Origin of the sequence: Kocuria sp. PD6, from assembly GCF_031844145.1 — a bacterium.
Classification (GTDB): domain Bacteria; phylum Actinomycetota; class Actinomycetes; order Actinomycetales; family Micrococcaceae; genus Kocuria; species Kocuria marina.
This window is the reverse complement of sequence record NZ_JAUZUS010000005.1, coordinates 1-24,994: the sequence shown is the minus strand read 5'-3', so window position 1 is coordinate 24,994 and position 24,994 is coordinate 1. Positions and strand designations below refer to the sequence as shown.

General features: G+C 69.4%; 21 protein-coding genes, 3 pseudogenes and 1 riboswitch. Of the genes and pseudogenes, 12 read left to right on the top strand and 12 right to left on the bottom strand.

The genetic code is table 11. From position 1 onward, the window contains the following. Positions 1–19 precede the first annotated feature (19 nt). Positions 20–1,546, top strand: a complete 1,527-nt coding sequence (locus Q9R22_RS05780; RefSeq protein ID WP_131332216.1) for a gluconokinase — start codon at positions 20–22, stop codon at positions 1,544–1,546. A gap of 18 nt (positions 1,547–1,564) precedes the next feature. Here Q9R22_RS05780 and bioD read toward each other — a convergent pair whose 3' ends face one another. The 4 genes from bioD to bioB form a co-directional block, all read right to left on the bottom strand. Then, entirely contained in the window at positions 1,565–2,281 is a 717-nt protein-coding gene (gene bioD, locus Q9R22_RS05775; protein ID WP_131332215.1) for a dethiobiotin synthase, read from the bottom strand. Then, positions 2,278–3,552: an 8-amino-7-oxononanoate synthase gene (locus Q9R22_RS05770; RefSeq protein ID WP_131332214.1), complete on the bottom strand. Its 1,275-nt coding sequence runs from the start codon at positions 3,550–3,552 to the stop codon at positions 2,278–2,280. Before Q9R22_RS05770 ends, bioD begins: the two co-directional genes overlap by 4 nt. Beyond that, on the bottom strand, positions 3,549–4,907 hold the full coding sequence (gene bioA / locus Q9R22_RS05765; RefSeq protein ID WP_131333844.1) for an adenosylmethionine--8-amino-7-oxononanoate transaminase: 1,359 nt from the start codon (positions 4,905–4,907) through the stop codon (positions 3,549–3,551). The genes Q9R22_RS05770 and bioA overlap by 4 nt, the downstream gene beginning before the upstream one ends. Positions 4,908–4,992: 85 nt before the next feature. Further along, on the bottom strand, positions 4,993–6,399 hold the full coding sequence (bioB, locus tag Q9R22_RS05760) for a biotin synthase BioB (RefSeq protein ID WP_131332213.1): 1,407 nt from the start codon (positions 6,397–6,399) through the stop codon (positions 4,993–4,995). 117 nt (positions 6,400–6,516) lie between these two features. Between bioB and Q9R22_RS05755 the strand changes: the two genes are divergently transcribed. Then, the gene (locus tag Q9R22_RS05755) at positions 6,517–7,146 is read left to right on the top strand and encodes a TetR family transcriptional regulator (RefSeq protein WP_131332212.1); all 630 of its coding nucleotides are present in this window, start codon (positions 6,517–6,519) and stop codon (positions 7,144–7,146) included. Next, the gene (locus Q9R22_RS05750) at positions 7,143–7,637 is read left to right on the top strand and encodes a GNAT family N-acetyltransferase (protein ID WP_131332211.1); all 495 of its coding nucleotides are present in this window, start codon (positions 7,143–7,145) and stop codon (positions 7,635–7,637) included. The genes Q9R22_RS05755 and Q9R22_RS05750 overlap by 4 nt, the downstream gene beginning before the upstream one ends. Here Q9R22_RS05750 and Q9R22_RS05745 read toward each other — a convergent pair. Then, positions 7,621–8,397, bottom strand: coding sequence for a LysR family transcriptional regulator (locus tag Q9R22_RS05745; RefSeq protein WP_131332210.1), 777 nt, complete (start codon positions 8,395–8,397; stop codon positions 7,621–7,623). The two genes, Q9R22_RS05750 and Q9R22_RS05745, sit on opposite strands and share 17 nt — an antisense overlap. 158 nt (positions 8,398–8,555) lie before the next feature. On the opposite strand from Q9R22_RS05745, the gene Q9R22_RS05740 reads away from it, so the two are divergent. Both Q9R22_RS05740 and Q9R22_RS05735 read left to right on the top strand, forming a co-directional pair. After that, the gene (locus Q9R22_RS05740) at positions 8,556–9,956 is read left to right on the top strand and encodes an MFS transporter (protein WP_131332209.1); all 1,401 of its coding nucleotides are present in this window, start codon (positions 8,556–8,558) and stop codon (positions 9,954–9,956) included. A gap of 55 nt (positions 9,957–10,011) precedes the next feature. After that, positions 10,012–10,776 carry an NAD(P)-dependent oxidoreductase gene (locus tag Q9R22_RS05735; RefSeq protein ID WP_131332208.1) on the top strand — a complete coding sequence of 255 codons (765 nt, stop codon included), beginning with the start codon at positions 10,012–10,014 and terminating at the stop codon, positions 10,774–10,776. Between the two features lie 79 nt (positions 10,777–10,855). Here the strand turns inward: Q9R22_RS05735 and Q9R22_RS05730 are convergent, their stop codons facing one another. The 6 genes from Q9R22_RS05730 to Q9R22_RS05705 form a co-directional block, all read right to left on the bottom strand. Next, on the bottom strand, positions 10,856–12,250 hold the full coding sequence (locus tag Q9R22_RS05730) for a short-chain fatty acid transporter (RefSeq protein ID WP_131332207.1): 1,395 nt from the start codon (positions 12,248–12,250) through the stop codon (positions 10,856–10,858). Further along, a complete protein-coding gene (locus Q9R22_RS05725) occupies positions 12,247–13,128 on the bottom strand; it encodes a cytochrome c oxidase assembly protein (RefSeq protein WP_131332206.1) in 882 nt (293 codons plus the stop codon). The genes Q9R22_RS05730 and Q9R22_RS05725 overlap by 4 nt, the downstream gene beginning before the upstream one ends. Next, positions 13,128–13,652, bottom strand: a complete 525-nt coding sequence (locus Q9R22_RS05720; protein ID WP_131332205.1) for a DUF2243 domain-containing protein — start codon at positions 13,650–13,652, stop codon at positions 13,128–13,130. Before Q9R22_RS05720 ends, Q9R22_RS05725 begins: the two co-directional genes overlap by 1 nt. 150 nt (positions 13,653–13,802) lie before the next feature. After that, positions 13,803–14,993 carry an acetyl-CoA C-acetyltransferase gene (locus tag Q9R22_RS05715; protein WP_064846513.1) on the bottom strand — a complete coding sequence of 397 codons (1,191 nt, stop codon included), beginning with the start codon at positions 14,991–14,993 and terminating at the stop codon, positions 13,803–13,805. Beyond that, positions 14,990–15,667 carry a CoA transferase subunit B gene (locus tag Q9R22_RS05710; protein ID WP_131332204.1) on the bottom strand — a complete coding sequence of 226 codons (678 nt, stop codon included), beginning with the start codon at positions 15,665–15,667 and terminating at the stop codon, positions 14,990–14,992. Before Q9R22_RS05710 ends, Q9R22_RS05715 begins: the two co-directional genes overlap by 4 nt. After that, positions 15,664–16,458: a CoA transferase subunit A gene (locus tag Q9R22_RS05705; RefSeq protein ID WP_242670562.1), complete on the bottom strand. Its 795-nt coding sequence runs from the start codon at positions 16,456–16,458 to the stop codon at positions 15,664–15,666. The genes Q9R22_RS05710 and Q9R22_RS05705 overlap by 4 nt, the downstream gene beginning before the upstream one ends. Positions 16,459–16,610: 152 nt before the next feature. On the opposite strand from Q9R22_RS05705, the gene Q9R22_RS05700 reads away from it, so the two are divergent. Beyond that, positions 16,611–17,414: an IclR family transcriptional regulator gene (locus Q9R22_RS05700; RefSeq protein ID WP_131332203.1), complete on the top strand. Its 804-nt coding sequence runs from the start codon at positions 16,611–16,613 to the stop codon at positions 17,412–17,414. A 212-nt stretch (positions 17,415–17,626) separates the two neighbouring features. Here Q9R22_RS05700 and Q9R22_RS05695 read toward each other — a convergent pair whose 3' ends face one another. Further along, positions 17,627–18,376: a 3-hydroxybutyrate dehydrogenase gene (locus tag Q9R22_RS05695; protein ID WP_131332202.1), complete on the bottom strand. Its 750-nt coding sequence runs from the start codon at positions 18,374–18,376 to the stop codon at positions 17,627–17,629. Positions 18,377–18,626: 250 nt separating this feature from the next. After that, positions 18,627–18,713: riboswitch (SAM riboswitch) on the top strand. Between the two features lie 14 nt (positions 18,714–18,727). Between Q9R22_RS05695 and Q9R22_RS05690 the strand changes: the two genes are divergently transcribed. The 6 genes and pseudogenes from Q9R22_RS05690 to Q9R22_RS05665 all read left to right on the top strand — a co-directional run. Further along, on the top strand, positions 18,728–19,939 hold the full coding sequence (locus tag Q9R22_RS05690) for a cobalamin-independent methionine synthase II family protein (RefSeq protein ID WP_131332201.1): 1,212 nt from the start codon (positions 18,728–18,730) through the stop codon (positions 19,937–19,939). A gap of 352 nt (positions 19,940–20,291) precedes the next feature. Then, positions 20,292–21,719, top strand: a pseudogene (locus Q9R22_RS05685) (MFS transporter). 198 nt (positions 21,720–21,917) lie between these two features. Next, complete coding sequence (locus Q9R22_RS05680; protein WP_131332200.1) at positions 21,918–23,141, top strand: thiolase family protein; 1,224 nt, start codon at positions 21,918–21,920, stop codon at positions 23,139–23,141. Between the two features lie 7 nt (positions 23,142–23,148). Next, on the top strand, positions 23,149–23,940 hold the full coding sequence (locus Q9R22_RS05675; protein ID WP_131332199.1) for an enoyl-CoA hydratase/isomerase family protein: 792 nt from the start codon (positions 23,149–23,151) through the stop codon (positions 23,938–23,940). Continuing rightward, positions 23,937–24,334 (top strand): annotated as a pseudogene (locus tag Q9R22_RS05670) (3-hydroxyacyl-CoA dehydrogenase NAD-binding domain-containing protein). The gene Q9R22_RS05675 and the pseudogene Q9R22_RS05670 overlap by 4 nt, the downstream one beginning before the upstream one ends. Positions 24,335–24,567: 233 nt before the next feature. Beyond that, positions 24,568–24,994, top strand: a pseudogene (locus Q9R22_RS05665) (hypothetical protein); the annotation flags it as partial.

Here is a 24,994-nt window from a genome sequence, read left to right as displayed (position 1 = left end):
GCGAGGGAGCAAGACGCAGATGGGCAAGCACAAGAACACACCGTGCCTGGACGACGGCGTGGACTTCGCCGTGGAACTGGACCGGGCGCAGGACCCCCTGGTGATGACCCTGGACATCGGCTCCACCGCCACGCGCGGCTCCGTGCATGACGCCACAGGGACACCCGTGCGCGGGTACCGCCACAAGATCCCCCACGCGTTCACCACCGCGGCGGACGGCACCTCCGTGATCGACCCGGACCAGGTGGTGGACGAGATCCGCGAGATCCTGGACGTGGTGTGCGACCGGAAGGAGCTCGCGGGGCGGGTGCGCGGCGTCGGCCTGGACTCCTTCGCGTCCTCCCTGGTGGGCGTGGACGCGAAGGGTGACCCCGTGACCGAGTGCTTCACGTACGCCGACTCACGGTGCGCGCCGCAGCTGAAACAAATGCGCGAGGAACTCGACGAACGGCAGGTCCAGCAGACCGTGGGCGCGCGCCTGCACACGAGCTACCTGGCCCCGCGGTTCCGGTGGCTCGCGGAAACGCGCCCCGAGGACTTCGAGGCCGCAGAGCGCTGGCTGAGCATCGGCGAGTACGTGTGGTTGCGTCTGCTCGGCACCACCGCCGCGGGTACCGCGACCGCCGCGTGGACGGGGCTGCTCAACCGCCGTTCGGGCAACTGGGATCGGCGGATGCTCAAGGCCGCCGGCATCACCGCGGACGTGCTCTCCCCGGTCCTCGAACCCCACGAACCGCTGCCGGACGTGGATCCCGAGCGCACCGCGCGTTGGCAGGGGCTCGCGAACGCGCAGTGGTTCGCGCCCGTGGCGGACGGGCTGTGCGCCAACCTGGGGGTGGGCGGATCGGACGAGCACACGATCGTCGCGTCTGCGGCGACCTCCGGCGCCATGCGGGTCCTGCTGCACCACCGCCCCCAGGACATCCCGCCGGGGCTGTGGTGCTACCGCATTGACTCCTCCCGGTGCCTGCTGGGCGGCGCCCTCAACGACGTGGGCCGCGCCGTGAGCTGGTTGCTCGACACCCTCGCGCTCGACGGCGTCGTACTCGACGAGATCGCCGCCGCGGATCCCTCCCCCGACACCCCCGGGGTGCTCCCCTTCCTGACCGGCGAACGCTCCACCGGGTGGGCGGGCAGTGCGCGGGCGGTGTTCGCGGATGTGTCAGCGTCCACGGATGCCTCCGCTATGGCGCGCGGGATGCTGGAGGGGATCGCTGGTTCCTACCGGAGGGTGTCGGACGAGCTGGAACGGGCCGCCACGGACGTGGAGCGGATCGTGGCGGCGGGCCGGGTCACCCAGGAGTTGCCGTCCTGGTTGCAGATCCTGGGCGACTACCTGGGCACCCCCGTGATCCACCAGACCATCAAGCGGTCCACGTGCCGCGGCAATGCCCTGCTCATGCTGGAGTCACTCGCGCCGGACGTGGAGTGCTCCTCCCCGGAACCCGCGGGGACGTACACCCCTCGCGATTCCGCACAGGAGTACTACCGGGGTGTCCGCGACCGTTTCGAGCGGCTCTACGGGGCGGCGGTGGAGGGCTCGTGAGCCCTCCATGTGCCGTCTTCAGCTCACGCCAACGTTCCATCCCGCGGGGACCGCGCCCAGTAGTGGGATGTGGTGGCCGCTCACATCCGGCAGGTCCGCCAGGTAGTTCCGATTGGATTCCTGCACCGGATCGGGGTGAGCCGGCCAGGATCCCAGCACGACCCCCGACACCCGCACGCCCCGGTGGTGCAGGGCCTCCAGGGTCAGCAGGGTGTGGTTCAGGGTTCCCAGGTCCGGGCGGGTCACCACGACCGTCCCGACGTCCTCCCCCGCGCGGCCTTGCAGCTCCCGCGCCAGATCCGCGATCGTATGCTGCTGCCCGTCCAGCTCCACGAGCACTCCCCCGCTGCCCTCCACCAGCACGAGGTCGTGGGATTCCTGTAATTCCATGACCCGCTCCACGTGCGCGGTGATCGACAGAAGGTCCACCCCGTCGACCGCCGCAGCGGGAGGCGGGGCCATGGGCTCGGTGAGCCGCTGTCCCTCCGCCACGGTGAGCGCCACGGACGGCACGCCGACGGTATGAGCCAGCCGAGCGACGTCGTCAACGTCCCCCGGATCGTCCCCGCGCACGCCGGTCTGTTGGGGCTTGTAGACCGCGATCCGTTGGACTCCGGAGGACCATGCGGCCACCGCGAGCGCCGCGGTCGTGTAGGTCTTGCCCACGTCCGTGTCCGTCCCCGTGACGATGGTGATACGGGGAAGGGGCGCATGGGCGAGTGGGTTGCGAGTCATGCGGTGACCTCCTGGACGGATGGCGTACCTCTATCGGCGCCGGAGCCCGGGGCCGGAACGGGTCGCGACGGCGCGACCCGGCCGAGGCCGGCGCCCATTCCCGGCGTGGACGGCTCCAGAGCGCGCAGAACCTCCCGCACCCGATCCACCGCCCCCGACAATTCTTGTAATTCCACGTTCGCGCGCGCCGTGAGACGCAGCCTGCTGATGCCGTCCGGCACCGACGGCGGGCGGAAGCATCCCACCGCCACCCCACGCTCACGCAGGGTCCGGGCGGCGTCCACGGCGAGTTCCGCCGATCCCACGGGCACCGACTGCACCGCAGCGTGCGCGAGAGGCACGTCCAGCGCGCGGGCCACGAAGGCCGCGCGCTCGTGCAACCGGTCCGCAAGCTCGGGCCGCCCGAGGACGATCCGGGCGGCCTCCGCGGCGGCCGCGGCACTCGCCGGTGCGAGGGCGGTGTCGTACACGAACGGGCGCGCACGGTTGAGCAGGTGGTCGCGCAGCAGCTCGGACCCGAGCACCGCCCCGCCCTGCGCGCCGAGCGCCTTGGACAGCGTCACGGTCAGGACCACGTGCGGCGCGCCCGCGAGGCCGAGTTCGTGCACGAGCCCGCGACCACGGCCGGCGACCCCGATCCCATGGGCCTCGTCCACGAGTAACAACGCATCGTGCGCGCAACACACCCGCGCCAGCGCCTCGAGCGGTGCGTGATCCCCCCACACCGAGTACACGGATTCGACGACGACGATCGCCCGCGACTGCGACCGCTCCGCCAGCAGCTGCTCCACGTGGGCCACGTCCGAGTGCCGCGCGATCCGCACGGGCGAGCGGGACAACCGGGCACCGTCCACGAGGGAGGCGTGCACGTGGGCGTCCGAGACGATGAGGGTGTCCACATCTCCCAACGCCGTGAGCACACCCGTGTTCGCCGCGTACCCGCTCGAGAAGACCAGGGCCGCGGGCTGACCCGTGAGCTCGCACAGGGCGCGCTCAAGCTCCTCGTGCACGGACAATGTGCCCGTGACGAGCCGCGACGCCCGTGAACCGGCCCCGTACCCGTCCAGTGCGCGGTGCGCCGCGGCCACGACGCGGGGGTCCCGCGACAGGCCCAGGTAGTCGTTGGACGCGAGGTCCACACACGGTCCACGCATGGGCCGCAGTTCACGCCGCAGTCCCAGTTCGTCGCGTTCCCGCGCCCGGTCGTGAAGCCAATCGTCAAGGGGTCCCGCGGTGCCTCCTGCCAGTGCCGTCTCCGTTTCCGTGCTCATGCCCCGGCCTCCCCGGTGACGTCCCGGGCCGCGTGCACGACGGCGCGGGCGATGCGGCGGGAGTCGTCGTCCGAACAGATGAAGGGCGGCATCGCGTAGAGCAACCGACCGAAGGGCCGCAGCCACACCCCGTGCTCGAGGGCTGCGCGCGTCAACCGTGCATTGTCCGGGGCCCGGTGGAATTCCACGACACCCACCCCGCCGATCACCCGCACGTCCTCTACCGCGTCGAGTTCGGCGGCCGAGGGGAGGATCTCCCGGAAGGCGGTTTCCAGCCGGGTGATGTCCCGGCGCCACGTGTCCCGGAGCATCCGCACGGACTGCAGGGCCACCGCGCACGCGAGCGGGTTGGCCATGAACGTGGGCCCGTGCATGAGCGCACGCTGCGGTGACGCCGTGATGACCGTTCCCACGGATCCGGACACCAGCACAGCGGCGAGGGTCATGTATCCGCCGGTCAGGGCCTTGCCCACGCACATCACGTCCGGGACCACCCCGGCCCACTCGCACGCGAACCACCGCCCGGTGCGTCCGAACCCCGTGGCGATCTCGTCCGCGATGAGCACGAGGTCCAGCTCGTCCGCGATCTCCCGCAGGGCTCGCAGACAGCGCGGGTCATACGTGCGCATCCCGCCGGCTCCCTGCAAAACGGGCTCCACGATGACGCCCGCGAGCTCGTCCCGGTGCGCCCAGGCCGTGGCGCGCACGTCCGCGCTCCACCGCGCGACGTCCTCGTCCGACCCCACCCACTCGTGATCCTCCCCCGGCGACGACGCCGCGGGAGGCGGTGCCACGAACAGCTGCTCCGCCACCAGCCCGGAGAATTCGGCGTGCATCCCGCCCTCGGGATCGCACACGCTCATGGCCCCGGTGGTGTCCCCGTGGTAGCCGCCGCGCACGGTCAGGATGCGACGGCGCTCCGGTCGTCCGAGGGCCGCCTGGTACTGCACCGCGAGCTTCAGCGCGACCTCCACGCTCACGGAGCCCGAGTCTGCGAAAAACACGTGCTGCAGCTCGGGCGGGGTGACCTCCACCAGCAGCTCCGCGAGTTCTACGGCCGGGCGGTGCGTGAGCCCCCCGAACATCACGTGGGAGAACTCCGTGATCTGGTCCACGGCGGCGCGGTCCAGCTCTGGGTTGCGGTAGCCGTGCACGGCGCACCACCACGAGGCCATGCCATCGATCGCCCGGATCCGGTCCCCCTCAGGGGTCTCCAGGGTCAGGGTCACGCCCTCCGCGGCCAGCACCGCGTGGGGTGTGGGTCCGTCCAGCGGTGCGTAGGGGTGCCAGAGCAGCCCGCGGTCACGAGCGGCGAGGCGGGTGGGCTCCACGGCGTCGTCACCCTGTTCTGCCATCTCTGCCACGGCACCCGCGGCGGGGCAAGAAGCCTCCCCGCTGCTCTCGGCGGGCGCGGTGCCGTGCGTGATCTGCGGTGCCGGTTCAGGCATTCGGCGCCACCGACGTGCCCGCACCACGACGCCGCACAGTCGGGCTCAGCTCCACCCTCACCCTGGTGTCGTCCTCGTCCTGCTCGGGGCCGTCGCCCGAGCCCAGCAGGGCCGCCAGGGCCGGAGACATGCCGGCGCCGGTCGGTGCGGACGACGCCGCGGCGCCGCCGCGGGCCAAGTCACCGGCGATGGGGGAACCGTCCTCGGGGGCGCTGCCGACCCCCTCGGCAGGCTCGCCTCGGGGCACGTCAGCAGAGGCGGACTCACCGTCGGACGCAGCATTGTCACCGGACGCGGAACCGGCGGCCGATCCGCACGCGGACCCGCACGGCGTCGTCGTCCGCTCCCCCGCGCCCTGCTCCGCACCGCTGCCCTGCACGTCGGCCGGGCCGGCGTGACGGTCCCGGGACGGGTCCGGACCGGCGCCGAGAACGGTGAAGCCGGCGTCCGCGATCATGTCCAGGTCCGCCTTGGCCGCCTGCCCTTCGGAGGTGAGGTAGTCGCCCAGGAACAGGGAGTTGACCACGTGCAGGGCGAGCGGCTGCAGCGAACGCAGGTGCATCTCGCGGCCACCGGCCATGCGGATCTCCTTGTCCGGGCACACGAAGCGCACCACGGAGAGGATCTTCAGGCACTTCTGCGGGCTCAGCTGCCACGTGCCTGCCAGGGGCGTGCCGTCGAAGGGCATGAGGAAGTTCACCGGCACGGAATCCGAGCCCAGCTCCCGCAGCGCGAAGAGCGCCTCAACGAGCTGCTCGTCCGTCTCCCGCATACCCACGATCAGCCCGGAGCACGGCGAGAGCCCGGCGTCCTTCGCGCGCTCCACGGTGTCCACGCGGTCCTGGTAGGTGTGGGTGGAGCAGATGGACTCGTAGTGGGACTCGGCGGTGTTGAGGTTGTGGTTGTAGGCGTCCACGCCCGCTCCGCTCAACGTCTCCGCCTGGCCGTCCTTGAGCAGGCCCAGGCATGCGCAGACCTCCACATCCGGGTGCTGTTCCTTCAGCGCCTCGACCGTGCGGGTCACGTTGCCCACCTCACGGTTGGACGGGCCGCGACCGCTCGCCACGAGGCACACGCGACTCGCACCACCGCGGATGCCGTACTCGGCCTGCTCCACCGCCTTTTCGGGGCTCAGCCACGAGTACTTGAGGATGTCTGTCCCGGAGTTCAGGCGCTGGGAGCAGTAGCCGCAGTCCTCGGCGCACAACCCGGACTTCAGGTTGACCAGGTAGTTCACCTTCACGGTCATCCCGAAGTGTTCGCGGCGCAGCCGTGCGGCGGCGGCCACGAGGTCCAGCATGCCGGGGTCGTCGGTGTGCAGCAGCTCGAGGGCTTCGTCCGGGGTCACTGGGTCGCCGGCGAGGACGCGCTCGGCCAGCTCGGCAGGGTTCTTGAACATTGTTCAATTATTGAACGCCGTTCAAGAAAGTCAATTCTCCAACGCCCGCCCCGCGCCGCACCGGCCGATCGGTAGAGTCACACGCAGCACCCGACCGAGCACCCCGAGAGGAGCACCGTGGCCCTGAACCGCGATGACGTGGTGGATGCCGCGTGGCACATCCTGCAGAGCTACGGCCTGGGTGACCTCTCCATGCGCCGCCTCGCCAAGGAGCTCGAGGTCCAGCCCGGCGCCCTCTACTGGCACGTGGCCAACAAGCAGGAGCTGCTGGCGGTGCTCGCCCAGCGCATGGTCGCACCGCTCGCCGCCGACCGCGCGGTGCACGACGACGCCATTCCCCGCGCCGTCCGCTCGGCCGGTCACGACGGGGCGGGTCCGGGGCACTCCGATGACGGCCGCACCGAGCCCGGCCACCTCGACCCCGCTCGGGTTGCCGAGGAGTTCCGTCGGCTGATCCTCGCGGTGCGCGACGGCGCGGAGGTCGTCGGCGTGGCCCACGCCCTCGATCCGCTCGACCTGCCGCCGGTTCCGCTACTCGTCGCGGCCCTGTCCGCCACGGGTCTCACGCAGCGGACCGCCGAGAACACGGCCCTGACCCTGGTCCGGTTCACACTGGGCTCCGTCACCGCTCAGCAGACCCGCGAGGCCATGGGGCTGCCCACCACTGACAGCGCTCCACGGTTCGAGGCCGGATTGGCCCTGATCCTCGGTCGTGAGGCAGCGCCCCTCGAGAGGTCCGACCCATGACACGGCCCGCCTTCACCATCCGTCTCCCCGAGCCCGACGACGCTCCCGCCCTCGCGGCCGTCCACGTGCGTTCCTGGCGTGAGACGTACGCGGGCATGCTCCCGGAGCGTTTCTACGACGAGACGGCGCAGTGGCGTCGTCGCACCATGTGGGACGGCCTGCTGCGCGATGAAGCCGGCCGGAGCGCGGTGCGCGTCGCGGAGGTGGCCGGACGGATCGTGGGCTTCGCCGCGGTCGGCGCACCGGAGGAGTCGCAACCGGCGCGGGAGACCGCGCTGCGCATGGTATACGTTCTGCGCGAGCACCACGGCGGCGGAGCGGGACAGGCGCTGCTGGACGCCGCGCTGGGGGCCGAGCCCGCGCAGCTGTGGGTCGCCGCGGCCAATGCGCGCGCCATCCGGTTCTACGAGGGCAATGGCTTCCGCGCGGACGGGACCGAGACGGTGGACCCGCGACTGTCGGACCTGCGCGAGCTCAGGATGGTGCGCTAGCGAGCGAGTGCGTTGGCGCGCGGACCCCGGCGCGATCGGCCAGGTAGCACGGCAGCAGGCCGATACCCGCCCCGGACCGGGTCAACTCCACGTGCACCATGGAGGACGTGGCCCCGATCGACTGGTGCATCCGCGGCAGATGCCGCACGGGATCGATCAGCTCCGGGACGTCCTGCATGGACTCGATGAAGTAGAGCAGAGGGTGCTCCTGCAATTGGGCGGGGGATTCGAGGGCCGGGTGGCGTTCCACGTACGCCGCGGACGCGTAGAGCCCCAGGAAGTAGTCCGCCACGTGGAACGACTCGTTCCGGGAGACCTCTGGGCGCCCCACGACCACCGCGACGTCGATCCCCACGAGGTTGGCGCTCGGGCGGCGCGCCGCGTTGATCATCTCGAGCCGCACACCCGGGTGGGTCTCGGACAGCCTGCGCATGGCCTCACCCACGGCGATCCCGCCCAGGCCGTCCGGGGCCAAGACCCGCACGAGCCCCTTCACCCCGCCTCCCGCACCGCCCGATTCCAGGGCGAGGGAATCCAGGGCCGTCTCGATGCCCTCGGCGGCACTCACGAACTGTCGACCCAGATCCGTGGGCTCCCACGCCCCGTCCAAGCGGACCAGCAGGCGGGCTCCCGCGGACTTCTCGAGGGCCGCGATCCTGCGGGACACCGTGGTGTGGCTGATCCCCTGAGTGGCAGCGGCACCCGAGTAGGAACCGTGCCGCACCACGGACAGGAGCAGGTTGTCCACCCCGCGCGTCATCAGACCCTCCGTGCGGAGCCGAGCGTCGGCCAGCCGTCTGTGCATTTCTGCACGCCCCCGGCCACGTTTTGGCCATTGAGCGCACGACCACCGCCCAGTAGGTTGGTGGCACTGCACTGTGACGGTCATCACATGGGCCAGAGCAGAAGGAGACCCCCATGAGCACCACGGACCAGACCACCCCACCGCCGGGCACCGGACCCGCCGCGAACGAGCAGCCCCGCGGGGGCCTCAAGAAGGTGGTCGCGGCGTCGATGGCCGGCACGGTGGTCGAGTGGTACGAATTCTTCCTGTTCGCGACCGCCTCGACCCTGGTCTTCGGTCCCCTGTTCTTCGTAGACACCGGCAACCTGCTGGACGGCATCATCAAAGCGTTCCTGGTCTACGCGGTGGGCTTCATCGCCCGCCCGCTCGGCGGCATCGTCTTCGGTCACTACGGTGACAAGTACGGCCGCAAGCATCTGCTGCAGGTCGCCATCGTCCTGGTGGGTGCCACGACCTTCCTCATGGGCTGCCTGCCCACGTTCCACCAGGTGGGCTACCTGGCCCCGGCACTGCTCGTCTTCCTGCGGTTCGCGCAGGGATTCGCCGTGGGTGGCGAATGGGGCGGCGCCGTCCTGCTCGTGGCCGAGCACTCACCCAACAAGGAACGCGGGTTCTGGGCCAGCTGGCCCCAGGCCGCGGTCCCCCTGGGCAACCTCCTGGCCACCGTCGTGCTCCTGGTGCTGTCCCGCACGCTCTCGGACGAACAGTTCCTGTCGTGGGGCTGGCGCGTGGGCTTCTGGCTCTCCGTGGTGATCGTGGCCGTGGGCTACTACATCCGCACCCACGTCACGGATGCCGCGATCTTCAAGGAGACCCAGCAGGAGATCATCGAGGCCAAGGGCGCGGCGTACGGCGTGGCGGAGGTGTTCCGCCGCTACCCCCGCGGCGTGCTCGGCGCCATGGGCCTGCGCTTCGCGGAGAACATCCTCTACTACATCGTCGTCACGTTCTCCATCACCTACCTGTCCACGCAGTTGAAGATGAACACCTCGAACATCCTGTTGCTCCTGTTGGTGGGGCACGTCGTCCATGCGATCGTGGTCCCGCTCGTGGGCCGGCTCTCCGACAAAGCCGGGCGGCGTCCCGTATACGCCACCGGGGCCGCGCTGGGCATCGTCTGGGCATTCGCGGCCTTCCCGCTGTTCAACACCCGCAACGAGTGGATCATCCTGGGAACGATCGTGGTGGGTCTCGTGATCCATGCGTTCATGTACGCCGGTCAGCCCGCGATCATGGCCGAGATGTTCCCCACCCGCATGCGCTACTCCGGCGTCTCCCTGGGCTACCAGGTCACCTCGATCATCGCGGGTTCCCTTGCGCCCATCATCGCGACGACGCTGCTGCGCCAGTTCGACTCGTGGGTCCCCATCTCCATCTACATCTCCATCGCGTGCGTGATCACGCTCTTCGCCGTGATCACGCTGCGTGAGACCCGCGGGATTTCCCTGCAGTCGGTCGACGACGCCGATCGCCGCCGCCTGGACGAAGAACGCGCCGCGCACCACGGCGCCTGAACCCCGCGACGCGCGACCGACGAAACCCTCGGGGCACGACGAAAGGATCGACATCATGACCGTCATCAGCTGGATCGGACTGGGCCACATGGGATCCCCGATGTCCGCGAACTTGGTCGAAGCGGGTCACACCGTGCGCGGCTTCGACCTCGACGAGCGGGCCATGGCCACCGCGCGGGACGGCGGTGTGGAGACGTTCTCCTCCATGGCCGAAGCCCTCGAGGGTGCGGAGGTGGTGTTCACCATGCTGCCCAAGGGCGAGCACTCCCGCGCCGTCTACCTCGGCGACCAGGGCGTCCTGGCGCTCGCCCCGAAGGACGCCCTCCTCATCGACAGTTCCACGATCGACGTGGAAACCGCCCTGGAGCTGCACAAGGCCGCAGCGGAGAAGGGTTTCGCGTTCGTGGACGCCCCGGTCTCGGGCGGGATCAGCGGTGCTGCGGCGGGAACACTCACGTTCATGATCGGGGGCGACAAGGACACCGTGGCCCGGGCCGAGCAGGTCATCACTCCCATGGCGGGTCGGATCGTGCACACCGGCGGGCCGGGCATGGGGCAATCGGCCAAGATCGTGAACAACATGATGCTCTTCGTCAATCTCGAAGCGTGTGCGGAGGGTTCCGTCCTGGCCGCCAAGGACGTGGGGCTCGCGCTGTCCGCCGGTGAGCAGACGGGCGTGGACCTCCCCGCGGCCGAACTCGCGGCCCAGCGCTTCCAGCGCCTGATCGACGAGGGGTACGGGGATCTGGACTGCAGCCTGATCGTGAAGTACGCGGCCCCGGACGGCAAGGTCCAGGGCTGGAACCCGGACGAGGTCTGACACCCCGGCCACCTCAGCGAGGTGACGCCGAGCGCCGTCGTGCTCCGAGACCGCGGTGCGCCCGGAACACGACACGCGCTCAGACCCCCGCGCCCACGACCAGCATGGTGGCGGCGAAGACGATCCCGGAGACCAACAACACCACGGTCGTGTAGCCCAGGATGTCCCGGATCTTCAGTCCCGCGATGGCCAGCAACGGCAGGGCCCAGAACGGCTGGATCATGTTCGTCCATTGATCGCCGTAGGACACGGCCATGATCACCACGGAGGGGTCCACGTCCAGGCGGGCGGCGGCGTCCAACAGGATGGGTGCCTGGATGGCCACCTGCCCGCCGCCGGACGGGACGAAGAAGTTGACCAGCCCTGCGGACAGGAAGGCCAGCAGGCCCAGCGTCTGAGGCGATGCCACGGCGACGATCGAGTCGGAGAGCACCTGGATCAGCCCCGTGGCGGTCATGATGCCCATGATCCCGGCGTACAGGGGGAATTGCAGCAGGATGTCCCCCACGTTCGACGCGGCGTTCTTGACCAGGCCCATGACCTCGAACGTGTTGCGGGACAACAGGAAGATCAGCCCCAGGAACATCCAGTTCACGATGTTCAGGGTGACCGTTCCACCCCCGGCGAAGTGGATGACCAGGTAGGCCACCAGTTCCAGGCCCACGAGAGTCGTGGGGATGCGGGAGGCATCCAACCGGTCGGCCGGGGCCTCGATCACCGGGCGCTCGATCTCCTGTTCGGACTGGGCGGGCGCCTCGGCCGTGACCGTGTGGGACTCGGGAACGCTGCGCGGTGCCACGAGCCAGAGCGCCAGGGCCACCAGGATCAGGGTGACGACGATCGCGCTGATGTTCCACCACGAGAAAATGGTCTCCCTGATGGGAATGATGTGGCCCACCTGCTTCTCGATGAACGAGCCCGGGGTCGCGGCGGTCAGTGGGCCGGAGCCCGAATACCCCATGTGCCACACCACGAACCCGGAGAACCCGGACGCCACGAGCATCGGGAAGCTCACGGCCTGGCGCCTGCGCGCGAACTCCGCGGCGACCTCCCGGGCGAGCAGACCGCCGACCACCAGGCCGAAACCCCATGTGATGAGCGAGGCCACCGCAGCGATGACGAACACGAAGACGTAGGCGCGCAGGGATGAGCGGGGCACCGAGGCCAACTTGCCGAGACCGGCGCGCACGGGCCGGGTACTGGCCAGGGCATGACCGAGCAACAGCACCAGCGCCATCTGGGTCATGAACTCCAGCAGCCCGGACAGTCCCGTGCCCCATCCCTGGATCACGGCCACGGGCCCGGAATCGGTCAGCAGCAGGGCCATGAGGGCCACCAGGACGGTGAGGACTATGGCGAAGATCAGCGCCGAGGGGATGAACCTCTCCACGGCGGTGTTGAGCGGCCGCATCACGCGGGCCAGCGGCGGTTCGGACCGGGCGGCGGTGGCCTGCGGGGTTCCCGGGGTGCTCATGACAACGGCTCTCGGTGGTGGCGGGACACGGGTGGTTCTCCGATCTGGATCAGGGTTGGGTACATGCGATCGGTTGCCGGGCGCGGGCGCGTGGCCCGGTGGTGGCCCAGGAACAGCAGGACGATCAGCAGGACGTCCACGACGTCGCCGCCGTAGTACATGACCTGCGCGCCCACGTGGGCGTCGTGGGGCGCGACTCCCGCGGGCGGATGCGCGTAGAGCCACTTGGCCAGGACCGAGTGCGCCGCGATGAAGAGCACCAGGACCACGGCGCGCACCCGGAAGGACGAACGATGCGGATCGGGGTCCGGTCCGGCGATGGCCGCCGTGAACACGTAGCCGGCCAGGAAGATGTGGGTGTGGACGAGCGCGTGGCCCCACGCGGAGGCGTGCATCCAGTGGAACAGCGCGGTGGTGTAGAGCAACCACAACCCGCCAGCATTGAGGATCGCGGCCACCACGGGGTGCGTGACCCAGCGGACGACCGGGAACCGCAGCACCCGCGAGACCCGGCGCGCCCCAGCGGTGGACAGCCCGCGCAGCGCCACCCGCACGGGCGCGCCCAGTACGAGCAGCAGGGGTCCGAGCATCCCCACCAACAGGTGCCCCACCATGTGAGCGGTGAAGCTGGTGTGCCCGGCGTGGGCGAGGGGCCCCACGAGGCCCACCCCCACGCCCAGCAGGCCGACGTAGAAACTCACGGGACGCCACGGACTCGGGCCCGTCCTGTGACGGCCCGACCACAACAACCACCCGTACCCCGCGGCAGCCAGTACCAGCACCACCACGACCAGCCACTCGAACACAGGCCATCCGACAGCAGCGGCGGTCTCCGCGTGGTGGGTGTGATCCGCATGGTGGGCGTGGTCCGAGGACATCAGCGGGTCCGATAGGCCCGCGCGCCGCGCCGCAGCACCACGAACCCGATGAGCATGAGGATCACCGCGGTGCCGTTCCACACGAGGTCGTACGGAAGGATGTCCACGCCATAGCGGATCTGGTGGATGCCCAGCAGCTTGTGGTCCACGATGCCATCGAAGAGCTGGAAGGTCCCCACGCCCAGGATCACGGCCCCGATCCAGTGGGGCCAGTGCACCCCACCCCGTCGGCGCACGTCAGCGAGCAGGAACAGACCCCAGATGGTGATGAACCACCCGAAGGCGTGGAAGAACCCGTCCGTCACGAGAGCCACCTCGTGCGTGGAAAGGTCGTAGAAGTGGTGCCACTGCAGGCCCAGGTGGAAGATGAACAAGTCGATCATGGAGGCGGCGATACCGCATCCGAACAGGAACCCGGACAGCGCCGCCCGCTTGCGGGTGCGCCGGGGGTCCGGGACAGGCCCGCCCCCTGATCCGGGGCCCCCCGACGATGTCGAGTCCGATGTGGATGCCGTGTGCGCCATGGTTCCTCCTGAATCCATTCGATCACCCCGGCCGCCCGCCCCCGGTTAGCACCCGGGCCGGTCAGCCGACTCGAGCCGGGCCGTCCCTGGTGCGGGTCACGCCCGCCCCGGGTCCGGGACGGGCGTGACCCACCTGCAAGGCTCAAAGGCTCAACGGCTCAACAACAACGCCTCACCCTGACCGCCGCCACCGCATAGGGACACGGCGGCCTTGCCGGAGCCACGCCGCGCCAGTTCCAAAGCGGCATGCAGCGCGATCCGCGCGCCCGAGGCCCCCACGGGGTGGCCCAAGGCGATCGCACCACCGTGGATGTTGACCTTCTCGGGGTCCACGCCCAGGTCGCGCACCGACTGCACGGCCACGGCCGCGAACGCCTCGTTGATCTCGATGAAGTCCAGATCCTCCAGGGTCCAGTCGGACCGCGAGAGCGCGTGCTCGATGGCCCGGGAGGGCTGGGAGTGCAGGGAGGTATCCGGGCCGGCCACCTGACCGGGCTTGCCCACCACGGCGAGCCACTCGAGTCCGTGCTCCTCCGCGTAGCCGCGCGTGGTCAGCACGAGGGCCGCAGCGCCGTCGGAAATGGGGGACGAGTTGCCCGCGGTGATGGCGCCGTCCTTCGTGAAGGCGGGGCGCAGCTTGCCGAGGCCCTCCGCGGTAGAATCGGGGCGCACGCCCTGGTCCTCGGACACCGTGATCGGATCGCCCTTGCGCTGGGGCACCTCGATGGGCGCGATCTCGTCCGCGAAGATCCCGTCCTGCTGGGCCTTGCCCGCGAGCTGGTGGCTGCGCGCGGCCACCGCGTCCTGCTCGGCGCGGTCGATCTGACGCTCGCCGTTGCCGGACTCGGTGAGCTCACCCATGGGCACGCCCTTCTCGACGTCCACGAGCCCGTCGTGGGCGAGCGAGTCCGCGAGCCGCATGTCCCCGTAGGACTTGCCCTTGCGAGCACCCAGGGCCAGGTGCGGCGCGTTGGTCATGGATTCCATCCCGCCGGCCACGACGACGTCCGCCTCACCCAGGCGCAGCATTCGCGCCGCTTCCGTGACGGCCACCAGACCGGACAGGCACACCTTGTTCAGGGCCGCCGCCGGGACGGTCTTGGGCAGTCCGGCCTTCACCGCGGCCTGCTTGGCCGGGTTCTGCCCGGTGCCCGCCTGCACCACGTTGCCCATGTAGACGTAATCCACGTCCTCGGGGGAGACCCCCGCGCGCTGCACGGCGTGCTTGATCGCGTGCGCGCCCAGGTCCACGGCGCTCAGGTCCGCGAGCGCGCCCAGCAGTTTGCCCTGGGGTGTGCGTGCTCCGTTGACGATCACCACGTCATTGGCGTTCTCTGTCATTTCTCCTCCTGTACGGGCACGGAGTCCGGGGTGACGTCCACGAGCTCAACCCGGTATTCGGCCTCGGTTTTGGCTGCTACTTCTTCTTCGGTCACACCCGGGGCGAGGATCCGCAACACCAGCCCGTGTTCCTCCACGTCGAAGACGCACAGGTCGGTGATGATGCGGTCCACGACCCCGACACCGGTCAGGGGCAGATCGCACTCCCGCTTGAGCTTGGCGGAGCCGTCCTTGGCGACGTGTTCCGTCAAGACCAGCACACGAGGTGCTCCGGTCACAAGGTCCATGGCCCCGCCCATTCCCTTGACCATCTTGCCGGGAATCATCCAGTTGGCCAGGTCGCCGCGCTGCGAGACCTGCATGGCCCCCAGGATCGCCATCTTCACGTGTCCACCGCGGATCATCGCGAAGGACATCGCGGAGTCGAAGATCGCGGCCCCCGGCTGCAGGGTGATCGTCTGCTTCCCGGCGTTGATCAGGTCCGGGTCCTCGTCCCCCTCGTACGGGAACGGGCCCATGCCCAGCGCCCCGTTCTCGGTCTGCAGCACCACGCTCACGCCCTCGGGCAGGTTGTTCGCCACGAGGGTCGGGATCCCGATGCCCAGGTTCACGTAGTCGCCGTCATGCAGTTCCGACGCCGCGATGGCCGCCATCTCATCACGCGTCCAGCTCATGCCACCGCTCCTTCCGCTCCGCCGTTGCCAGCGCCTCGGACGGCACCACCGCCGGTCCGCACGTCCGTTCCGCCCTCCGACGACGACGCCGCGGGCCTCGGTCGCGTGGTGCGCTGCTCGATCTCCTTGGGCGCCCCTGAGTACTGCACCACGTGCTGCACGAAGACCCCGGGGGTCACGATGTGGTCCGGGTCCAACTCGCCCGGGGCCACGATCTCCTCGACCTCTGCAAACGTGATCCGTGCGGCCGTGGCGCACACCGGGTTGAAGTTGCGCGAGGTCCGCCGGTAGATCAGGTTGCCGTCCGTGTCCCCTCGCCACGCGTGCACCAGGGCGATGTCCGCGACGATCCCGCGTTCCAGGACGTAGGTGCGCCCGTCGAACTCCGCGGTGGGCTTCCCCTCCGCCACGCGCGTGCCCACACCGGTGGCGGTGTAGAACGCGGGGATCCCCGCACCGCCCGCGCGCAGCCGTTCGGCGAGCGTGCCCTGCGGGTTGAACTCGACCTCGAGCTCACCCTCCAGGTACTGGCGGGCGAACTCCTTGTTCTCCCCCACGTACGAGGACAGCACCTTACTCACCTGCTTGTTCTCCAGCAGCAGACCGAGCCCCTTGCCGTCCACGCCCATGTTGTTGGACACCACGGTCAGGTCCTTGGCTCCGTTGTCCCGGACCGCTTCGATGAGGTCCCGCGGGATCCCGGACAGTCCGAAACCGCCCACCGCCACGGTCATCCCGTCCCCCAGCGTCTCGGCGAGCAACTCGGCCACGTTGTCCCTGAGTTTGGACATGGTCAGCCCTCCAGTGCGTGATCTGCCTCTCAGACTAGAAAGTGACCACATCTTGGTCAATGCTTCACCCGTAATCGTCGGTGAAGGGATCACAATCTGAAAAACTGTCGCTAGTCTGTCCATATTGTGAACGTCCCGACGCAGGAGCGTGTATGACCCCGCAGAAATCCCGGAACCCGCAGCTCTCCCCGCAGGGCACGCAGGTGGTCTCCCGGGTCGCCGCGATCCTGCAGGCCGTGGCATCCGGGGAGTCAGCCGGATCCACCGCAGCCATCGCCCACCGCACGGGGCTGACCCGGCCCACCACGCACCGATTGCTCGCAGCGCTCGCCGCCGAGGGGCTCGTGGACCGCACGGAGGACGGCAACTGGGCCCTGGGTCCCGAACTGCACATCCTGGGCACGGTGGCCGCCCAACGTTATCCCGCCCAGGACCTCGCGACCCCGTGCCTGCAGCGGCTCGCCGAGGCCACGGGCGAGTCTGCGTTCTTCTCCGCTCGCCGCGGCAACGAGGTCATCTGCCTGGCCCGGGTGGAGGGGGCGTTCCCGGTGCGCTCGCACGTGCTCTACGAGGGCCTGCGGTTGCCCCTGGGCGTGGCCTCCGCGGGACTCGCGATCCTCGGTCACCTACCCCCGGACCAATTGGAGACCGCCCTCGCGGACACCCGGGAGGAGCGGACGCGCCTCGGTCCACAGCACGACGACGCTCACGTCCGCCGCCTCGTCGCCCAGGTCCGGGAGGACGGCTGGTCCCTGAACCCCGGACGTATTGTGGAGGGCTCGTGGGGCATGGCGGCCGCGGTGTTCGACGCGACCGGCCAACCCCGCTACGCGCTCTCCCTGACGGGGATCGAACCCCGGTTCACCGCGGAACGCAGACCCGGCCTCGGGGCGGCTTTGCTGGACCAGGCCCACAAGCTCTCCACGGCGCTGCGCGCGGGGGCCACGACCGTGTGAACCGGACGCAGCGGCGTCGTCCCGTACCGTCAGACCCCGCGTCCTCGCACCCCGGAACATCTGTGCCCCGATACCGCACGCGTTGTGCGACTGCGAGTGTTTTTTCGGGACGCAGATGTTCGGGCCCTTGGCCGGAGAGGGGCCGTGGAACGCGGGCCATTGCCTCGACACCGAACGGCAGCGAGGGTGGACGCGGCGACGTCGCCCCGCGCTCAGGACGCCGTCCAGCCACCGTCCATCGCGTAGGACGCACCCGTGACCATGCCCGCGGACGGGCCGGCCAGGAACGCGATGAGCTCGCCAACCTCCTCGGGTTCCACGAGGCGCTTGATCGCGGACTCGGTGAGCATGATCTTCTCGATCACCTGGTCCTCGGGGATCCTGTGGGTCGCGGCCTGGTCCTTGATCTGCTTGTCCACGAGCGGGGTGTGCACGTAACTGGGGTTGACGCAGTTGCTGGTCACACCGTGCTCAGCGCCCTCCAGGGCCACGGTCTTGGACAGCCCTTCGAGCCCATGCTTGGCCGTGACGTACGCGGATTTGTACGCGGACGCGCGCAGACCGTGGATGGAGGAGACGTTGATGATCCGGCCCCATCCGCGCTCGTACATGTGCGGCAGCGCGGCACGGATCAGCAGGAACGGAGCCTCGAGCATGAGCGTGAGGATGCGGTGGAAGTCCGCGGGGTCGAAGTCCTGCACGGGTGCCACCTTTTGGATCCCCGCGTTGTTGACCAGGATGTCCACGTCCAGGCTCAGTTCGGTGAGCGCGGCGGTGTCCGAGAGGTCCACGACCCAGGCTTCCCCGCCCACCTCGGAGGCCGTCGTCTGAGCGGCTTCTTCATTGATGTCCGCGACGACCACATGGGCGCCGCGGTCCGCGAACGCCTGCACGGCGGCGCGGCCGATCCCGCTGGCCCCACCGGTGACCAGGGCCTTCTTCCCCTCGAGTGATTGCTCCATGACAGCCTCTTTGCGCGTGGACGGTTCTCCTACCGCGTCACGCTACGCCCCGGGGGGCCGCCGGGTCACGATCCGGAACGGACCACCCCGGACCAGCTACGAGTCACGGCCCGCACCGGGGGCCGCCCGGTCACGGAAGCCCCGGTGACCCGAGCCCGAGGGGCCGGGCAGGAGGAACCCGGGGAGCGGCGTCGTCGTCCGACACGCCACAACTGGCGTCCACTCCTCGCGATGCTGTTGGATGGAGCAGTACCCATCCAGAGCGGCCGAGAGATCTGGCTCGTGGAAGCCGCAGCAACCGGGGTGACACCGGTGCTAACGCCAGGACCGATGGAAAGGAACAGCACAGCCATGCCCTTGAACACCGATCGCATCCAGACCACCCACGTGGGCTCCCTGCCTCGCACCCCCGAGCTGCTGAAGGCCAACAACCGTTTCCAGGCGGGCGAGATCGACCTCTCCCAGCTGGGCGAGGCGCTCGACGAGGGCGTCAAGGAGATCGTGCGCACCCAGCGCGAGATCGGCATCGACATCGTCAACGACGGCGAGTACGGCCACACCACGTCCGGGGCCGTGGACTACGGGGCCTGGTGGAACTACTCGTTCCACCGCCTGGGCGGGCTGACCCCCACGGACGAGGACCGCTGGAACGAGGGCGAGAAGCACCGTTCCAGCCCGGGACACATCGTGCTCACGAGCTTCCCCGACCGCCGCGACCGGGAGCGCTTCCGGGACGCCTATGAGGACCCCACAGCGGGCGTGCTCGTGCACCGCAACACGGTCTCCCAGCCCAAGATCACGGGCCCGCTGACCTACACGGGTCAGGAGGCGGTGGCCGGGGACATCCGCCGCGTGAAGGACGCGATGGCTCTGAACGGTGCCACGCAGGGCTTCGTCGCGGCACTGTCCCCCGGCTCCTGCGCGCGCGTGAAGAACGAGTACTACGCCACGGACGAGGAGCTGGTCTACGCGTGCGCGGACGTGATGCGTGAGGAGTACAAGGCCATCGTGGACGCCGGACTGACCGTGCAGATCGACGACCCCTCGATCGCCGAGTCCTGGGACCAGATCAACCCCGAGCCCACCGTGGAGGACTACCTGGCCTTCACCCAGCTGCGCGTGGACGCGCTGAACTACGCACTGCGCGACCTCCCCGAGGAGCAGATCCGCTTCCACCTGTGCTGGGGTTCGTGGCACGGCCCGCACACCACGGACCTCGAGTTCAAGTACCTCGTGGACCTCATGCTCACCATCCGCGCGCAGGGCTACAGCTTCGAGGCGTCCAGCCCGCGCCACGGCCACGAGTGGAAGGTCTGGAAGGACCACCAGCTGCCCGAGGGCAAGGTGGTCTACCCCGGTTTCGTCTCTCACTCGACCAACGTGGTGGAGCACCCCGAGCTCGTGGCGGACCGGATCGAGCAGTACGCGTCCGTGGTGGGCAAGGAGAACGTGATCGCCTCCACGGACTGCGGTCTGGGCGGGCGGTTGCACCCGCAGATCGCGCTGGCCAAGCTCGAGTCCCTCGTGGTGGGTGCGCGGATCGCGTCCGAGCGCCTGTTCTGATCAGGCCGCGCGGCTGGTCCTGCAGCTTTTAGTCCCACCGCGTCGCTGACCGTTCCGGTTCCCCGATCTTCCCGGACGACGCCGCCCGCCCCCCTTCCGCTGCGCCCGCACCTTCCACGGTGCGGCACGGCGGGAGGGGGCGTTGCCGTGTCATGAACGCGTCACAACGGCCGACATGCTGCCCGCCCGGGTGAACGGCCCGGGAAAAATATACGATTTAATACACGAAACGTGTGGTGCGCTTCACATTCTTTCGTACACTTATTTCGAGACCAATCGGTCGGTTATTCCCCTGATCCACTCCGCCACTGGCACCCCACGGACCCCGCGTCCGCCGATCCTGGAGACCCGCATGGCATCCACCACCTCAGCGCCCGCTCAGCTGGCGCACACCATGACCCGAGAAGAACGCAAGGTCCTTGCGGGCACCCTCGTGGGCACCACCATCGAGTGGTACGACTTCTTCATCTATGCGCAGGCGGCCGCCTTCATCCTGGCCACCCATTTCTTCAACCCGGCGGGCGAGCAGAACGCCACGCTGGGACAGATCGTCGCCTGGGCGTCCCTGGGCATCAGCTTCCTCTTCCGTCCCCTGGGTGCGATCGTGGCCGGTCACATCGGTGACAAGTACGGGCGCAAGATCACCCTGGTCATGACTCTCTTCGGGATGGGCGCGGCCACCACGCTGATCGGCCTGCTGCCCACGTACGAGCAGATCGGTATCGCGGCCCCCATCATCCTGCTGGTCCTGCGTATCCTGCAGGGCTTCTCCGCCGGTGGTGAGTGGGGTGGTGCGGCCCTGATGTCCGTGGAGCACGCGCCCGCGAACAAGCGCGGCTTCTTCGGCGCCTACCCCCAGATCGGTGTGCCCCTGGGCGTACTGATGGCCACCCTGTTCATGTTCGGTCTGAGCGCCATCCTGACCCCCGAGCAGTTCGAGGCCTGGGGCTGGCGCGTTCCGTTCCTGTTCTCCATCGTGCTGATCTTCGTGGGCTGGCTGATCCGCCGCTCCGTGGACGAGTCCCCCGTGTTCCTGGAGATGCGCCAGCGCGCCAAGGAGTCCTCCGCTCCCCTGGGCCAGCTGTTCCGGACCAACTCCCCGCAGGTCATCCTGGCCGCGCTGATCTTCGCCGCGAACAACGCCGCGGGCTACCTGGTCATCGCGTTCTTCGCGTTCTACGGCACCAAGGCCCTGGGGATGTCCCGCCCCGAGACGCTGATCGCCACGCTCGTGGGCGGCGTCGGGTGGCTCATCTTCACGATGTTCGGCGGGTGGATCTCGGACAAGATCGGGCGCAAGCTCACGTTCCAGATCGGCTACGGCATCATCATCCTGTGGGCCATCCCCATGTGGTGAATGCTCAACACGGCGTCCCTGCCCCTGTTCGCGGCCGCGATCTTCATCCTGACGATCGGTCTGGGTCCGTCCTACGGTCCGCAGTCCGCCATGTACGCCGAGATGTTCCCGGCCCGCGTCCGCTACTCCGGTGTCTCGATCGGTTACGCCCTGGGGTCGATCATTGGTGGCGCGTTCGCCCCCATGATCGCCCAGCTGCTGCTCAACCGCACCGGCGCCGCGTGGACCATCGGCCTGTACATCTCCATGATCTCGCTCGTGTCCTTCATCGCGGTCTCGTTCGTCAAGAAGTCGGACCAGGGCAAGGACCTGCACGTCGCGGAGGTGCACCAGGAGTACGTCCGGGCGCACCCGGACGAGATCGTTCCCCCGGTGGCCGGCGAGCCCGAGACCACCGCTCCGGCGCGCATCCGCCGCCACTGATCCCCGACACACGAACCAACCGTCCCGGCCTCTGATTCGTCGGAGGTCACGACGGCGCACGGCGGGCCCGGCAGCCATACGGTTGCCGGGCCCGTCGCGCTCTTCCCCGCGTGACCGTCATCGATTGACGTGGCTCACATGATCGGGGAACCTTTGCAGTGAACGTTCGGTCAGTTATTGCCTCACTTAGGAGTTGCCATGTCCTCGATGCCCCAAGCCTTCCTCGTCGGAGGGGCGCGAACCCCCGTGGGTCGTTACGGCGGTGCCCTGTCCTCGGTGCGCCCGGACGACATAGCCGCACTGTGCATCCGTTCCGTCGTGGAGGACGCCGGCATCGATCCCGCGCTCGTGGACGAGGTGATCCTGGGCAACGCCAACGGCGCCGGTGAGGAGAACCGCAACGTGGCCCGGATGGCGTGGCTGCTCAACGGGTACCCGGACACGGTCCCCGGGATTACGGTCAACCGGCTGTGCGCGTCGGGGATGTCCGCGATCACGATCGCGTCCCAGATGATCAAGTCCGGGGCCGCGGACATCGTGGTGGCCGGTGGTGTGGAATCCATGTCCCGCGCGCCGTGGGTCATGGAGAAGCCCCGTACGGCGTTCGCCAAGCCCGGGGAGGTCTTCGACACCTCGATCGGGTGGCGGTTCGTGAACCCCGCGTTCGTGGAGGGCCCGCTCTCGCGGGACGGCAAGGCCACCTACTCGATGCCCGAGACGGCCGAGGAGGTCGCCCGGGTGGACGGAATCTCCCGCGAGGACGCGGACGCCTTCGCCGCGCAGTCGCACGAAAAGGCCCTGGCCGCGATCCGCGCCGGTCATTTCGACGCCGAGATCGTGCCCGTGGAGGTCCACGGCCGCAAGGGTGCGGTCACGGTCGTGGACACGGACGAGGGCCCCCGCGAGGGCTCCACCCCGGAGGTGCTCGCCAAGCTGCGCCCCGTGGTCAAGGGCGGGTCCGTGGTCACGGCCGGTAACTCGTCCTCGCTCAACGACGGCGCGTCCGCCGTGATCGTGGCCAGCGAACGGGCCGTGACCAAGTACGGGCTCAACGCCCGAGGCCGCGTCGTGGACGGTGCTTCCGCCGGTCTCGCCCCCGAGATCATGGGCCTGGGCCCGGTGCCCGCATCCGAGAAGGTCCTGGAACGCGCCGGTTGGAACGCGGGCGATCTGGGCTCCGTGGAGATCAACGAGGCGTTCGCGACCCAGTCGCTCGCATCGATCCGCCGGCTCGGCCTGGACCCGGAGATCGTGAACCGGGACGGCGGGGCGATCGCCCTGGGCCACCCCCTGGGTTCTTCGGGCTCGCGCATCGTCATCACCCTGCTGGGCCGGATGGAGCGGGAGCAGACCGCCAAGGGCCTGGCCACCATGTGCATCGGCGTGGGCCAGGGTGCAGCACTGCTCGTGGAGCGGGTGTGATCCTGCCATGACGCAGCACGACACCCCCGAGTGGGCCGCGCAGTTCACGGCCCTGCGCATCACCGACACCCCGGACCGCATGCACGTGGCGCTGGACCGCCCCGCAGTGCGCAACGCCATCGACGAGGTCATGGTGGACGAGTTGCACGCTGTGTGCACCCGTCTGGAACGCGATCCCCGGATCATGATCCTGAGCGGCACGCACGTGAACGGGAAGGGGATCTTCGCCTCCGGTGCGGACATCGCGCAACTGCGCGAGCGGCGTCGTGAGGACGCCCTGCGCGGCGTGAACTCGCAGCTGTTCGACCGGATCGCCAAGCTACCCATGCCCGTGATCGCGGCCCTGGACGGCTACGCGCTGGGCGGGGGCGCGGAACTCGCGTGGGCCGCGGACTTCCGGATCGGCACGCCGCGGGTCACGGTGGGCCAACCCGAGACCGGCCTGGGCATCATTGCCGCCGCGGGGGCCCTGTGGCGGTTGCGGGAACTGGCCGGTGAGTCACTCGCCAAGGACATCCTGCTGGCCGGTCGGACCCTCTCCGCGCAGGAGGCCCTGGAGGCCCACCTGATCACCGAGATCCACGAACCAGACGAGCTGCTGGCCGCGGCGGACGCTCTGGCCGATCGCATCGCCGCGCAGGACCCGCTGGCCGTGCGCGTGTCCAAACGTGTGTTCGCCATGCCGCGCGAGGCGCACCCCCACGTGGACGAGCTCGCGCAGGCCATCCTGTTCGAGTCGCAGGCCAAATTCGACCGTATGCAAGCGTTCCTGGACCGCAAGAGGGAGCCCAAGACATGACCGAGAACACCACCGCAACCGTCCCGTCCCGCATGGGAGTCCTGGGAGGCGGGCGCATGGGCGCGGGGATCGCCCACGCGTTCCTGATCTCCGGAGCGCGCGTGACCGTGGTGGAAGTGGACGGGCTCGCCGATGAGCTCCAGCGCCCCGAGCGGTTCTGCGGCAGGCACTTCTTCAACCCCGTCCCGGCTTCCAAGCTCGTGGAGATCGTGATCGGGCGCAAGACCCGTCAGGAGCTGAAAGAGCTGACCCTGCAGTGGGTCGCGGGCATCGGCAAGACGCCGGCCACCGTGAACGACGCCCCCGCTTCGCCCCGCCCCAGCTCATGCGGGACATGGTGGAGCGCGGCGAACTGGGCCGTAAATCCGGCAAGGGGTTCTACGACTACTCCTGAGCGCGTGCACGGCAGTACTCGTGGCGGGTCGGATGCGCATCGGCTGTTCCGCGCGTCGAACCCCTTCTGACTTGGGGTTCGACGACGCCGCGGGGCTGTTCCCCACCCCCCGGCCCGGTCACCGCCCCGGCACGACAGAGGTCGCGATTTCGTCACGACGTGTTGCGAAAGCAAACGTCTTGATGAATCGTAGGGCGTGTTCGTCATCGAAAAACTTCGTAGAGGTGATGGAGATGCAGAGCACCAGGACCAAGACCCTGACCGCCGCGGTTCTCGCGGTCCCCCTGCTCGTGGGCTGCGGCCAGAATGGCCAGAACGCGGCAGAGGCCACCACGCCCCAGGGGTCTCAGAGCGTGAGCACTCCGGCGCAGCAGACCGCGCACGGTTCCACGGCGGCCACCGACGGCGCCACCGCGGTGGCCCAGCCCAGTCCCGCCGACACGGCCACCGCTGCGAACACCGCGGGTGCGGGCAGCACCCCGGCCGCGTCAGCCACCGCTACGGCGCCGTCCCTGCCGGCCGTCGCGGACCCCTGCGCGGGGCCGTGCGACAAGACCGCAGCGATCCCGGTGCACCACCCCGTCTTCGGCGCCATGGAGATCGTGAGCTACGAACGTGTCGTGGAACCCGGCAGCGCCCCCGCGGGCAAGCAGGCCAGCT